The sequence below is a fragment of the Bradyrhizobium diazoefficiens genome (assembly GCF_016612535.1).
In the GTDB taxonomy this organism is placed as follows: Bacteria; Pseudomonadota; Alphaproteobacteria; order Rhizobiales; family Xanthobacteraceae; genus Bradyrhizobium; species Bradyrhizobium diazoefficiens_C.
In genome coordinates, this window is the sequence record NZ_JAENXS010000001.1 from 1921061 (window position 1) to 1933657 (window position 12597).

The window sequence follows — 12597 nt, forward strand, 5'->3', positions numbered from 1 at the left end:
CGGCATGCAGCCGCCGGTTGCCACTCCACCCAACTCGCCATACAACACGGTGACGCGCCACCAAGAAGAACAACAGGTGAGGTCACGCCATGGAAGCCCGGATATCCGAAGCGCAGGTCTCGGAAGCGCAGGTCTCTGCCGCGTCGGTTCCTGCACGCCCATGGTCGCCGCCGCCCGATGCCAGCAACGTCATCAAAGGCATTCACGCCATGCTGCATCCGCACAACATCGTGCTGGTGGGCGCGACCGACAAGCCAGGCAATTACGCCGAGCGCATCTGGAACAATCTGGTCAAGTACGGCTTCGAGGGCGGGCTCTATCCGGTCAACGCCAAACGCCAGACCATCTGGGGCGTGCCCTGCTACAAGGATTTTGCGAGCCTTCCGGAAAAGCCCGATCACGTTTTGGTGCTGGTGCCAGCGCGCTTTGCCGTGCAAGTGATCCGCGATGCTGCCGCCGCCGGGGCGCGGTCGGCCACCATCGTCACCTCGGGTTTCAGCGAGTTGCAGGATGAGCAGAGCCAGAAGCTCGCCGCCGAGCTGCAACTGGCCGTGCGCGAAACGGGCCTTGCCGTCACGGGCCCGAACTGCCTTGGAAATTTGAGCGCCGGCGAAAAGCTCTTCACCAATATCGACGATCGCATCGTCACCATGGAGCAGGGCGCAGTGGCGATCGCCGGCCAATCCGGCGCCATTGTGATGGCGATCCGCCAGGCGCTGGAGGATCGCGGCGTCGGTGTCGGCTACATGGTAACGACCGGCAATGAGACCGGGCTCGAGACGTCGGACCTGATGCGCTATTTCGCCGAGGATCCGAGCGTCAAAGTGATCGTGGTCTATCTCGAAGGCGTGCGCAACACCAAGGCGTTTCGCGACGCCTGCAAGGCCGCGCGTGCCGCGAGCAAGCCGGTGATCGCGCTCAAGCTCGGATCATCGGAGGGTGGCCGCGCCGCTGCGATGGCGCATACCGGCGCGCTCGCGGGCTCGATCGAGACTTTCGACGCGATTGCAACCCGCGAGGGCGTCATTCGCGTGGGCGGGCTCGACGAGTTGATCGAGACCACCGAATGCTTCGTTCACGCCGCCGTACCCAAGGGTGACCGGCTTGCCGCCGTCACGCTGTCAGGCGGCAAGCGCGGCATGCTGCTTGACGCCTTCTATGCCGAGGGCCTGAACTTTGCGCCGCTGAGCCCGCACGTCGGCTCCGAACTGGCCAAGATGCTCGGGCCGGGCTCGATCGTCGGCAATCCGCTCGACGCCGGCTTTGCCGCGGTGGTCGATCCCTCCGTCTACATGAAGTCGATCAAGCTGATGATCGACGATCCAGACATCGACATCGTCATCGTCGACGCGGAGCTGCCGAAGGCGCCGCACGAGCTGCGCGAGCGCAATTTGCGTATCGTCGACGAGATGGCGAGCCGAGCCTCAAAGCCCGTGATCTATATCAGCGCGATGTCGATCGGCTTTACCGAGTTCACCAAGGGCCTGCGCAAATCGCTGCCGCATCTCGCGATCATGCAGGGCATGGACCGCGCGGTGACTGCGATCAAATCGCTGCTTGCCTATGCGAAGCTGCGCAAGGAAGTGCCCGACATCCTCTCGAGCTCGAAACCTACCGCGCGCGCCGTGCTAGAGAGGGCGCTGAAATCGGCAACCGGCGCCGCGCTCGACGAGGTCGCCTCGAAGAAGCTCCTAAAGGCCTACGGCATCCCGGTCTCGAAAGAAGGAATCGCCCAGACGGCGGCGGAGGCCGTGAAGATCGCCAAGCAAATCGGCTTCCCTGTCGTGGCTAAGGTCGTCAGCGCCGAGATCCTGCACAAATCCGACATCGGCGGGGTGGTGCTGAACCTCAACAGCGCGGCTGAGGTGAAGAAGGCATTTGCCGACATCACCGCGCGAGTGAAGAAGCTGAAGGGCAAGCCGACGCTCGAGGGCATCCTGATCGCGCAGCAGGTCAAGGCCGATCTCGAGCTCGTGGTCGGCGCCTCGCTCGACGCCGAGATGGGACCGGTCGTGCTGTTCGGCACCGGCGGCGTCGATATCGAGCTGATGAAGGACGTCGCGCTGGCCGGCGCGCCGCTGGACGAAGCCGAGGCGCGACTCCTGATCGGCCGCACCAAGGCCGGCGTCAAGATGCGCGGCTATCGCTGCAAGCCCGCGTTGCACGAGACTTCCGCCGTGAAGGCGCTGGTCGGGCTGTCCAATTTGATCGCGGATGCCGGCGACCGGATCGCCTCGATCGACGTCAATCCGTTCCTGATCAATGCCAAAACCGGTGTCGCAGTCGATGCGCTGATCGTGTTGAACAACGCCGCCGCCGAACGAGCCGCTGGGCATTGATGTCGCGTAGGGGCTCGTAGCGCGGATTAGCGCAGCGTAATCCGCCAATCAGCGTAACGGACGCTGACGACAGTGGCGGGTTACGCTTCGCTAACCCGCCCTACTTACCGTTGCGGCCATCCGGGCTCCTTCCAACTTCCCCGCTTTGGTCGTAAAATCGCACCCGCATGGCACGCGCGAGCAATCTGGTGATCGGAACGGCGACGCTGGCGGTGATCGCCGTGGCGTTCGGCGGCGTGCTTGGCGTGCAGAAATGGCGCACCATCCAAAGCCGCAGCCAGTTGCGCGTCGTGTTCGAAGGCGGTTCCGCGAGCGGCCTGCGCCGCGGCGGCCCGGTCAATTTCGACGGCGTGCCCGCCGGCCAGATCCTGTCGGTCAAGCTGGACAGTCCGCGCAAGGTCGTGGCGCTGGTGTCGCTTGACAATACCGCGCCGATCCGCAAGGACACGGTGGCCGGCATCGAGTTCCTGGGCCTCACCGGCGTCGCTGCGGTCTCGCTGATCGGCGGCGCCCCCTCCGCGCCGCCGGTGCCGCTGGACTCGGACGGCATTCCCGTGCTGACCGCCGACCTCAGCGATGCCGAATCCATCGTCGATACCCTGCACAGCGTCGATCGCACCATCGTCAGCAACGCGCCCGCGATCAAGGACGGCCTCCGCACGTTTGAAAACTACACGGCCGATCTCAGGAGCAAGGGTGCTGAGATCGACTCGATCATGGCCAAGGTCGACAGTGCGTTTGCAGGCTTCGACAAGGCGGTCACGAAGATCGAAGGCGTCGTTCCGGGATTCGTCGACGGCAAGGCCGACGAACTGTTCGAGAAAGTGAGAGGGCTGCACGAGCTCGCCGACAGCATGAAGAAGAAATCAGCGAGCTTCCTCGAGGACGGCCGCAAGACCCTGCTCGACCTCAGCGACGCCGCCAACAAGATGAGCGGAACGCCGGCACCCGCAGCAGCCCCGAGCCCGCCACGCAAGCCCACCCCGCAGAAGCGATGACGTCTTCTTGACCCGAACCCTCCCGCGTCACGGCATCTCCCTGGGGTAATGGTCCTGGCGTTCGAGGACGAGATTCGAAAGTCCGGCGCCAGTGCGCGCCCGCTCACCCGTAGACAAACGCCTTGTCGTCCAGATCCGTCTTCGGGATCTCGTCCTTCTCGGTCCAATAGTCCTGGCTGTGCTGCCATTCCGGCTTGTCGCCGCGCTTGGGCAGCAGCTTCATGTCGCGCATGATGTAGCCGGGATTGAAGTTCTCCGGGTCGATCCAGGGCAGGATCGGCATGTTGTGGTCTTCAGCGCGCAAGCTCACCTCGACCTTCTTGGCGCCCTTGGCCTTCATGTGGCTGAGCAATCGGCAGACGAAATCGGCAACGAGATCCACGCGCAGCGTCCAGCTGGCACGGAAATAGCCGAACACCCAGACCATGTTCGGCACGCCCGTGAACATCATGCCGCGATAGGTGACGGTGTCGCCGAAGGCGAGCGGCTTGCCGTCGATCTCGAAGGCGATATCGCCGAGCGCGGCGAGATTGAAGCCGGTCGCGGTGACGACGACATCGGCCTCGAGCAGCTTGCCCGATTTGAGCTGGATGCCATTCTCGACGAAGCATTCGATCTCGTCGGTGACGACGGAGGCCTTGCCGCTGGCGATGCCCTTGAACAAATCGGCATCGGGCACGAAGGCGATGCGCTGCCGCCACGGGCGATAGGTCGGCGTGAAGTGCGTCTCGACGTCGTAGTCCGGGCCGAGAACGGCGCTGATCTGGCCGATCAGCTCCTTCTTCACCTGTTCCGGCTTGGACAGGCAGAGTTTCGTGAACGCATCCTGCTCGAACAGAATCTTGCGACGAACGATCTCGTGGATCCAGGCTTCGTCGACCTGGAGCCTGCGCAGCTCTTCGGCGATCTCGATGGCGTTACGGCCGAGCCGGAAATAAGTCGGCGAACGCTGCAGCATGGTGACATGCGCGCATGTGTCCGCGATGTTCGGCACCAGCGTCGCCGCGGTCGCGCCCGAGCCGATCACGACGACCCTCTTGCCGGCGAGATCGATATCATCCGGCCAGGTCTGCGGATGGACGATGCGGCCCTTGAAGCGATCCGTGCCCTTCCATTCCGGCGTGTAGCCCTCGGAATGGCGATAATAGCCCTGGCACATCCAGAGGAAGCTGGCGGTGAAGGTCTTCGTCTCACCGCTGTCCGCCGTCACCGCCTCGATGGTCCAGAGATTCTGTTCGCTCGACCAGCTCGCGGAATTGATTCTGTGCTTGTAGCGGATGTGGCGCGCGATATCGTTGTCGTCGATCACCTCATTCATGTAAGCGAGGATTTCTTCGGCAGTTGCGATCGGCGGCCCGACCCAGGGCTTGAAACTGTAGCCGAAGGTATGGAGATCACTGTCCGAGCGAATGCCGGGATAGCGGTGCGTGGTCCAGGTGCCGCCGAACGTCGCCTGGGTCTCCAGGATGACGTAGCTCGTGCCGGGCATCTGTCTGGTGACGTGATAGGCGCTGCCGATGCCGGAGATGCCGGCGCCGACGATCAGCACGTCGAAATGTTCTGAAGCCTGTTTGGTCGTGGCGTGACTGCGAACAGCGACATTCATTGTTGCTTCTATGCCTTGTCTGTTTCAGGCCGCCTTGATGGCGACGCGTTTCCTCCGCGACGGACATGGTCGCCCTTCGCGCTTTGACCGCAAAATGACATAGATCAAGTCGCGATCAAACTACAACGCCGCGCCCCAGCTCCGCGCGGTCTGCAAGATCCAGTCGCGATAAAGCGTCAGCGGCGTGACCCCAGTCAATCCGCCGCAGCCGGCGGCGCCGTTCGGCCCCGTCGACCAGCTGATGACGCCGACAAGCACCGCGCCGTTCGGCCTGTCCTCGAACACCGGACCGCCGGAATCGCCGGTGCAGGCGCCAATTCCGTCGCGAACACCGTTGGTTACGGGATCGACCAGGCGGATCTGAAGCGTCCCGGGCTGGCCTGTCGCAACGAGCCCGGCAACCCGAATCGTGCCGCCGCTCTTGCCGTCGCCGCGCACGGTGACGCCAATGCCGGCAATGGTGAAGCGGCTGCCGATCCGGATCGGGATATTCGGCGCGGCGACCGGCACCGTCCATTTTCCCTTGAGTGGAATTTCCAGTTGCAGCAATGCCACGTCCGCAGTGGCGCGATGCGCCTGCATCGCCTGCATGTTGAAGCTGGGATGGATCGCGACAGTACGCACGTTCAGCAATTTCGGCTGCCCGTCTGCACCGCGATCGACGATCTTGTAGTCGGCGCCGGGTTGCACGCAGTGAGCGACCGTCAAGACCAGCTTTGGTGCGATCAGGCTGCCGGTGCAAAAATTGCCGCGCGAGCCGACGATGGTGACGACCGCATGCGCAACGCCCTCCGTCTGCGGCGTGCCGCCGCCGACGATGGCATGAGCGGGCGCGGCGTACAGCAGCGTGGCTGCGATGAGAGTGACAAGCTTCTTCATGGGAACACGCTCTGGCGTCGGCAGCGATGCGATGGGCGATTGCTTCGGACTGGTCCTTGCGGATAGCGCATGCTAGCCCTCTTGGAAAGGAATTGGCGAGGGCAGAACATTGGCAATCGACGCAGTGATCTTTGATTTTGGCGGCGTGTTGACGAGCTCGCCGTTCGAGGCGTTTGCGCGATTCGAGCGGGAACGCGACCTCCCCATCGACATCATCCGGCGCACGAATGCCGCAAATCACCTGGAAAACGCCTGGGCCAAGTTCGAACGCGCCGAGGTTGACGTCGACACATTCGACAAGCTGTTTGCAGAGGAATCGCACGCCCTCGGCGCCGAAGTTCGCGGGCGAGATGTGCTGCCGCTGCTCCAGGGCGATCTGCGCCCCGAGATGGTCGAGGCCCTGAAGCGCATCAAGGCCCAATTCAAGACCGGCTGCATCACCAACAACCTGCCCGCCAACGCGATCGGCAGCATGACCGGGCGGTCGCTCTACGTCGCCGAGGTGATGGTGCTGTTCGACCACGTCATCGAATCCGCCAAGATTGGCCTGCGCAAGCCCGATCCGCGCATTTATCAGCTGATGGTCGAGACACTGAAGGTCGACCCGAAGGCTTGCGTCTATCTCGACGACCTCGGCGTCAATTTGAAGCCCGCACGCGAGATGGGCATGACTACGATCAAGGTCGCCAGCGGCGCACAGGCGATCGGGGAGCTCGAGACGGCGACTGGACTGAAGCTCTCCTAACCCGAACTACTCCGCTGCAGCGGCGATCCGCTCGGGGAAGGCGGCGGCGAGCGAGGCGCGGTCGGGCTTCAGCACGCCGCGCTCGGTGATGAGGCCGGTGACGAGCCGCGCCGGAGTCACGTCGAACGCATAGTTTGCGACCGGCGAGCCCTCCGGCACGATGCGCACCGTCTCCAATCGGCCATCCGCGGTGCGGCCGGTCATGTCCGTGACCTCCGTTCCGCTGCGTTGCTCGATCGGAATGTCTTTGATGCCGTCATTGACCGCAAAATCGATGGTCGGCGACGGCAAGGCGACGTAGAACGGCACGCTGTTGTCGTATGCGGCGAGCGCCTTCAAATACGTGCCGATCTTGTTGCAGACGTCGCCATTGGCAGCCACGCGGTCGGTGCCGACGATGGCGAGATCGACCATGCCGTGCTGCATCAGATGCCCGCCGGTATTGTCCGGGATCACGGTGTGCGGCACGCCGTGATGGCCGAGCTCCCACGCGGTCAGCGAAGCGCCCTGATTGCGCGGGCGGGTCTCATCGACCCAGACATGGATCTTGATGCCGCGCTCGTGCGCAAGATAGATCGGCGCAGTCGCTGTGCCCCAATCGACGGTAGCGAGCCAGCCGGCATTGCAATGGGTCAGCACGTTGACCGTTTCGCCGGGCTTCTTCCTGGCCAAGATCGCCTCGATCAGCGGCAAGCCGCTGGCAGCGATGCCGCGGTTGATCTCGACGTCCTGCTCGACGATTTCGTCGGCGCGGACATACGCCGCCTCCGCCCTTTCGACCGGATCGATCGGCACGAGCGCCGCGCGCATCTCGTCTAGGGCCCATTTCAAGTTGATCGCGGTCGGCCGCGTTACAATCAAGGTCTCGTACGCGCGTCTCAGGCCGCCGTCGGAGGGATCCGCACGCATCGCGAGCGCCATGCCATAGGCCGCGGTCGCGCCGATCAGCGGCGCGCCGCGCACCAGCATGTCGCGGATCGCAACGGCGGCGTCATAACAAGAGCCCAACTGCTCGACGACGAATTCGTGCGGCAACCTACGCTGGTCGATCGCGCCGACCGACCAGCCGTCGCGCTCGCGCCAGATGCTGCGGAAATGCTTGCCGTCGACCTTCATGGCATTCTGCCTTTCGTATCACGCCCGCAGGATGCGCCCGGCGACCGCATCGAGCTTCTTCAGAAGCTCGGGATCGCGCGCGTCGGGCGCGGTGATCAACGCGGTGTCGAGCGCGCGATCCGAACCGATCGGACACGGCTCGTGCTCGCGCGGGAAATCCTTGGCCAGCCGCGCCACCAGCGCCTTCGCCTTGTCGGCATTCGAGGTCAGCACGCGGATGATGTCCTGCACGGTGACGGCATCATGATCGGGATGCCAGCAGTCGAAATCCGTCACCATAGCGACCGTGGCGTAACACATCTCCGCCTCGCGGGCGAGTTTTGCCTCCGGCATGTTGGTCATGCCGATCACGGAATAGCCCAGCGTCTTGTAGGTCATGCTCTCCGCATAGGTGGAGAATTGCGGGCCCTCCATGCAGACATAGGTGCCCCCCCGCGCAATCGCGAGGCCCTCGGCTTCCGCCGCTGCCGCAAGATGAATACGCAGCCGCGGCGAGACCGGATGAGCCATCGACACGTGTGCGACGCAGCCCTTGCCGAAGAACGAGCTCTCGCGCTTGTGCGTACGGTCGACGAACTGGTCGACGAGAACGAAGGTGCCCGGCGGCATCTCATCCTTGAAGGAACCGCAGGCCGAGAGCGAGATCAGGTCAGTGACGCCGGCGCGCTTCAGCGCGTCGATATTGGCGCGATAGTTGATGTCGGACGGCGACAGCCGATGACCCCTGTCGTGGCGCGGCAGGAACACGATAGGGACGCCCGCGATGGTGCCGTGCCGCACCGGCGCCGACGGCTCTCCCCAGGGGCTCTGGATCACCTCTTCGTGCGCGCCCTCGAGTCCCGGCAAATCGTAGATGCCGGAGCCGCCGATGATGCCCAATACCGCCTGCGTCATGCCTGCTCCACCCGTTCGCCACGCGCGACATGGTTAAGCTATGCCAGTTTTGCGGCGGTTTTGGAACGGGGAGCTGGGGACGTTGCGAGGAGCGTATGCGCTTGCCGCCTGTTCAGTGTCGTCCCGGCGAAGGCCGGGACGACACTGAAAGTCTTAACTTAAGCCGCGGTCGCAGGCTGCAACTGGGTCGCGACCATCCGCTCCAGCGTCTCGACGGACCGGAAATTCTCCGGCGTGATCTCGGACTGCGGAATGGTGAAGTCGAACTCCGCTTCGACCCCCAGCATCAGATTGACCATATCCATCGAGGTCAGGCCGACATCGACGAGCTTGGCCTGCGGCGTCACATCAGCGGCGAGCGAGTTCTGCTCGAGAATGTCCTTCACCAGCTTGATGATGCGGTTGCGCAAATCGGTATCGAAGACCTGCATCGGCGAATTTCCATCTGTTCATAAAAAGTCGGAGCGGTTGACGGGTACGATGGGCACGGCGGGCCGATCCTGCAATGGTCGGCATCATTACTTCGCGTTTCTTAGTAAACGATGACTCAGATTGTCTGGAATTCGGGCTTCTTCCAGAACCCTAACGTAACAGCGGAAATCCGGGCCATGCAAACAACTCGGCCTTAACTGTTCGTTCGGAATGTCACTTCGTTTACTCTCTATTTCATCGACGAATTTGAATAAAATCCGTAGCCTCGTCTCACAAGCAAAGATGGTCGGAGGATCGCTTCAGCGGCATCGCGAATGGTGCCGGCGACCCTGAACGGCGAAGCGGAGGCGGGAAAGCATGAACGTGCGTGAAGCAGTCCTCACTGTCGACGAAACGCGGACGAGCCTGCTCGAGCAGGGCCCACCCCTCATAGAGCGCGCCGGCCGGACCGCGGCCGTCGCCGCTGCCGACGCTGATGGCGTCGATCGCGACGCCCGCTTTCCCCACAAGGCTTTTGATACCGCGCGGGAGCAAAAGCTGCTCGGCGTCATGATCCCCGTCGAGTATGGCGGCTTCGGTGCCTCGATCTACGACGTCACCGACATCTGCTACACGCTTGGACGCGCCTGCGCCTCGACCGCGATGATCTACGCGATGCACACAACCAAGGTCGCCTGCGTAATCAGGCACGGCCACGGCATTCCCTGGATGGAAACCATGATGCGTCGGGTTGCCCGGGACCAGTGGCTGCTCGCGTCCTCCACCACCGAAGGCCAGAACGGCGGCAACATCCGCGCCAGCGCGGCTGCGGTCGACCAAGCCGGCGACACCGTCTCGCTGGTCCGCGACGCCACCGTGATTTCCTACGGCGCCGAAGCTGATGGTCTCGTCACCATCGCCCGCCGTGCCACCGAGGCCGCTGCCTCCGACCAGGTGTTGCTGGCGCTCGCCAAGGACGACTACTCGCTGAAGCAGACGCAGGGCTGGGAAACGCTCGGCATGCGCGGCACCTGCTCGACCGGCTTCGAGCTCAAGGTCGATTGCCCCGCGGACCGCGTCTTCCCGGAATCCTACGACAAGATCCACGCCCAGACCATGACGCCGTTCGCGCATCTGTGCTGGTCCTCGGCCTGGGCCGGCATTGCCGCCGCCGCCGTGACGCGGGCGCAGGCCTTCGTCCGCAAGGCCGCCCGCACCTCCGGTGGTCAGATGCCGCCCGCCGCCGCGCACTTCACCGCCGCGAAAATGTCGCTGGCCAAACTGCGCGCGCTGATATCAGCCAATCTCGACGCCTTCGCCCGCGCCGAGCATGACGAGCGTGCGCTCGGCTCGCTCGACTTCCAGTCCTCGATCACGCTGTTGAAAGTGCAGGCTTCCGAGCTCGCGGTCGAGACCGTGATGCATGCGATGCGCACCGCGGGTCTTTCCGGCTACCGCAACGATGGCGAGTTCACCATGGGCCGCCACCTGCGCGACGTGCTGTCCTCGCCGATCATGATCAACAACGACCGCATCCTGGCCAATGCCGCGACCGCGACGCTGATGAGCGGCATTCCGGCAAGCCTTCGTGACTGACAACCCTTCGCGACTGACGAGCCTTCGATCAACAATAATAAATTCAGATGGCAGGACCTCGAACATGAACGTTGCTGTTCTTCCCGATTCGCCCGAAACCGCCCCGCAGGCCACAGATCCGCTCGATCATCTCGCCGACAAGCTGTTCCATCCGATGGGTTCGGACGGCGTCTATGCCCGCACCGCGCTCTATGAAGGCGTTGTCGAACGTCTCGCAGCTTTGATTACCAGCAACCGCGAAGCCGGCACCGAAGTAATGCGCTTCCCGCCGGTGATGAGCCGGGCCCAGCTGGAAAAGTCCGGCTACCTCAAGAGCTTTCCGAACCTGCTCGGCTGCGTCTGCGGCCTGCATGGCACTGAACGCGAGATCAACGCCGCGGTGAGCCGCTTCGATGCGGGCGTCGACTGGACCACGTCGCTGTCGCCGGCCGACCTCGTGCTATCGCCCGCCGCCTGCTATCCTGTCTATCCGATCGCCGCGAGCCGGGGCCAGCTGCCGAAGGGCGGCCTGCGCTTCGACGTCGCCGCCGACTGCTTCCGCCGCGAGCCGTCAAAACATCTCGACCGGCTGCAATCGTTCCGGATGCGCGAATATGTCTGCATCGGCACGCCCGACGACGTCGCCGATTTCCGCGAGCGCTGGATGGTGCGCGCGCAGGCGATCGCGACCGATCTCGGCCTGACCTTCCGCGTCGACTACGCCAGCGATCCTTTCTTCGGCCGCGTCGGTCAGATGAAGGCGGTGAGCCAGAAGCAGCAGCAGCTCAAGTTCGAGCTACTGATCCCGCTGCGCTCGGAAGAGCAGCCGACCGCCTGCATGAGCTTCAACTATCACCGCGAACATTTCGGCACGACCTGGGGCATCCAGGACGCCAATGGCGAACCGGCTCATACCGGTTGCGTCGCTTTCGGCATGGATCGCCTGGCCATCGCGATGTTCCACACCCACGGGACCGATCCCTCCGCGTGGCCCGCCAAGGTGCGGGACCTTCTGGGCCTGCAGCCTCAAGTCGCGGCTGACGCTCACGGCGAAGGCTGGCGCTAAGGTAAGAGGCCGACCATTTCCACGGGTAAGACGAGCGTGATCCACACCAAGGTCCGATGCCGCGAGATCACCGAAGTCGACGTCGATGCGGTCGCGGACCTGCTGACGCGCGGCTTCGTCGGCCGCTCGCGCAACTACTGGATCCAAGGGCTGCGCCGACAGGCCTTCCGGCCAGTGCCGGAAGGCTATCCGCGCTTCGGCTACATGCTCGACAATGACGGCGTGCCGGTCGGCGTGCTGCTGCTGATCTACACCACGCGCAAGGATGGCGAGGAAACCGCCATCCACTGCAACCTGTCGAGCTGGTATGTCGAGCCGGCCTACCGCAACTATGCCCCGCTGCTGACCAAGATCGCACAGCGTCACAAGCACGTAACCTATCTCAACATCAGCCCGGCGGTGTGGACCTGGCCGATCATCGAGACGCAGGGCTTTCGCGCCTATTGCCGCGGACTGTTCTTCTCGGTACCGGCGCTGTCGCGCGCCCCACGCTGGAGCAAGATCGAGGTCATCTCCCCGCACGCCAAGCAGGTCCAGGGCCTGTCCGAGGCCGAGACCGAGCTGCTGACGCGGCATGCGCGCTACAATTGTCTCAGCCTAGTCTGCCGCACGCCGAAGGGCACCTTCCCCTTCATCCTGCAACCGGTGCGCATCCGTCGCGGTTTCATCGCACCGCCAGCGATGCAGCTGATCTACTGCCGCAGCGCCGCTGAATATGCCGCCAGCGCCGGTCGCATCGGCCGCCTGCTGCTGCGGCTCGGCAAGATTTCCGTGATCGTCGATTCCAACGAGCCCATTCCCGGCCTCGTCGGTATTTATACCGAGCGACGCGGCCGCAAATATTTCAAGGGCCCGCACCGGCCGCGGCTGGCCGATCTCACGGATACCGAGCTCGTACTGTACGGTCCGTAATAGGGCAGTCCGGCAACATATTCACTGTGGTCCCGGCGGAGGCTTGCCTGGGCCGG

General features: G+C 63.8%; 11 protein-coding genes. 6 read left to right on the forward strand and 5 right to left on the reverse strand.

Annotated features, from left to right (window positions below; all coding sequences use genetic code 11):
* Positions 1 to 89 precede the first annotated feature (89 nt).
* Positions 90 to 2339 carry an acetate--CoA ligase family protein gene (locus JJE66_RS09035; RefSeq protein WP_200513884.1) on the forward strand — a complete coding sequence of 750 codons (2250 nt, stop codon included), beginning with the start codon at positions 90 to 92 and terminating at the stop codon, positions 2337 to 2339.
* A gap of 167 nt (positions 2340 to 2506) precedes the next feature.
* Entirely contained in the window at positions 2507 to 3337 is an 831-nt protein-coding gene (locus tag JJE66_RS09040) for an MlaD family protein (RefSeq protein ID WP_200513885.1), read from the forward strand.
* Positions 3338 to 3440: 103 nt separating this feature from the next.
* On the opposite strand, the gene JJE66_RS09045 is transcribed toward JJE66_RS09040, so the two are convergent.
* A complete protein-coding gene (locus JJE66_RS09045) occupies positions 3441 to 4943 on the reverse strand; it encodes an NAD(P)/FAD-dependent oxidoreductase (RefSeq protein WP_200513886.1) in 1503 nt (500 codons plus the stop codon).
* Between the two features lie 120 nt (positions 4944 to 5063).
* The gene (locus JJE66_RS09050) at positions 5064 to 5822 is read right to left on the reverse strand and encodes a trypsin-like serine protease (RefSeq protein WP_200513887.1); all 759 of its coding nucleotides are present in this window, start codon (positions 5820 to 5822) and stop codon (positions 5064 to 5066) included.
* A 109-nt stretch (positions 5823 to 5931) separates the two neighbouring features.
* Here JJE66_RS09050 and JJE66_RS09055 point away from each other — a divergent pair, with 109 nt between their 5' ends.
* On the forward strand, positions 5932 to 6567 hold the full coding sequence (locus JJE66_RS09055) for an HAD-IA family hydrolase (protein WP_200513888.1): 636 nt from the start codon (positions 5932 to 5934) through the stop codon (positions 6565 to 6567).
* Positions 6568 to 6573: 6 nt separating this feature from the next.
* On the opposite strand, the gene mtnA is transcribed toward JJE66_RS09055, so the two are convergent.
* The 3 genes from mtnA to JJE66_RS09070 all read right to left on the reverse strand — a co-directional run bounded on the left by mtnA (position 6574) and on the right by JJE66_RS09070 (position 9008).
* Complete coding sequence (gene mtnA, locus JJE66_RS09060) at positions 6574 to 7683, reverse strand: S-methyl-5-thioribose-1-phosphate isomerase (RefSeq protein WP_200513889.1); 1110 nt, start codon at positions 7681 to 7683, stop codon at positions 6574 to 6576.
* A gap of 18 nt (positions 7684 to 7701) precedes the next feature.
* Entirely contained in the window at positions 7702 to 8577 is an 876-nt protein-coding gene (locus JJE66_RS09065) for an S-methyl-5'-thioadenosine phosphorylase (protein ID WP_200513890.1), read from the reverse strand.
* Positions 8578 to 8735: 158 nt separating this feature from the next.
* On the reverse strand, positions 8736 to 9008 hold the full coding sequence (locus JJE66_RS09070; protein ID WP_200513891.1) for a phosphopantetheine-binding protein: 273 nt from the start codon (positions 9006 to 9008) through the stop codon (positions 8736 to 8738).
* Positions 9009 to 9366: 358 nt separating this feature from the next.
* On the opposite strand from JJE66_RS09070, the gene JJE66_RS09075 reads away from it, so the two are divergent.
* The 3 genes from JJE66_RS09075 to JJE66_RS09085 all read left to right on the forward strand — a co-directional run bounded on the left by JJE66_RS09075 (position 9367) and on the right by JJE66_RS09085 (position 12541).
* Entirely contained in the window at positions 9367 to 10584 is a 1218-nt protein-coding gene (locus JJE66_RS09075) for an acyl-CoA dehydrogenase family protein (protein WP_200513892.1), read from the forward strand.
* A 64-nt stretch (positions 10585 to 10648) separates the two neighbouring features.
* Positions 10649 to 11629 carry an amino acid--[acyl-carrier-protein] ligase gene (locus JJE66_RS09080; protein WP_200513893.1) on the forward strand — a complete coding sequence of 327 codons (981 nt, stop codon included), beginning with the start codon at positions 10649 to 10651 and terminating at the stop codon, positions 11627 to 11629.
* A 36-nt stretch (positions 11630 to 11665) separates the two neighbouring features.
* Positions 11666 to 12541 carry an acyl-CoA acyltransferase gene (locus tag JJE66_RS09085; RefSeq protein WP_200513894.1) on the forward strand — a complete coding sequence of 292 codons (876 nt, stop codon included), beginning with the start codon at positions 11666 to 11668 and terminating at the stop codon, positions 12539 to 12541.
* The last annotated feature ends 56 nt before the right edge of the window (positions 12542 to 12597 follow it).

Excerpts from the sequence above, each read along its gene's own strand:
- JJE66_RS09080 (WP_200513893.1), top strand. The coding sequence starts at position 10,649 with ATGAACGTTGCTGTTCTTCCCGATTCGCCCGAAACCGCCCCGCAGGCC.
- JJE66_RS09075 (WP_200513892.1), top strand. The coding sequence starts at position 9,367 with ATGAACGTGCGTGAAGCAGTCCTCACTGTCGACGAAACGCGGACGAGC.
- JJE66_RS09070 (WP_200513891.1), bottom strand. The coding sequence starts at position 9,008 with ATGCAGGTCTTCGATACCGATTTGCGCAACCGCATCATCAAGCTGGTG.
- mtnA (WP_200513889.1), bottom strand. The coding sequence starts at position 7,683 with ATGAAGGTCGACGGCAAGCATTTCCGCAGCATCTGGCGCGAGCGCGAC.
- JJE66_RS09065 (WP_200513890.1), bottom strand. The coding sequence starts at position 8,577 with ATGACGCAGGCGGTATTGGGCATCATCGGCGGCTCCGGCATCTACGAT.
- JJE66_RS09045 (WP_200513886.1), bottom strand. The coding sequence starts at position 4,943 with ATGAATGTCGCTGTTCGCAGTCACGCCACGACCAAACAGGCTTCAGAA.
- JJE66_RS09035 (WP_200513884.1), top strand. The coding sequence starts at position 90 with ATGGAAGCCCGGATATCCGAAGCGCAGGTCTCGGAAGCGCAGGTCTCT.
- JJE66_RS09050 (WP_200513887.1), bottom strand. The coding sequence starts at position 5,822 with ATGAAGAAGCTTGTCACTCTCATCGCAGCCACGCTGCTGTACGCCGCG.
- JJE66_RS09040 (WP_200513885.1), top strand. The coding sequence starts at position 2,507 with ATGGCACGCGCGAGCAATCTGGTGATCGGAACGGCGACGCTGGCGGTG.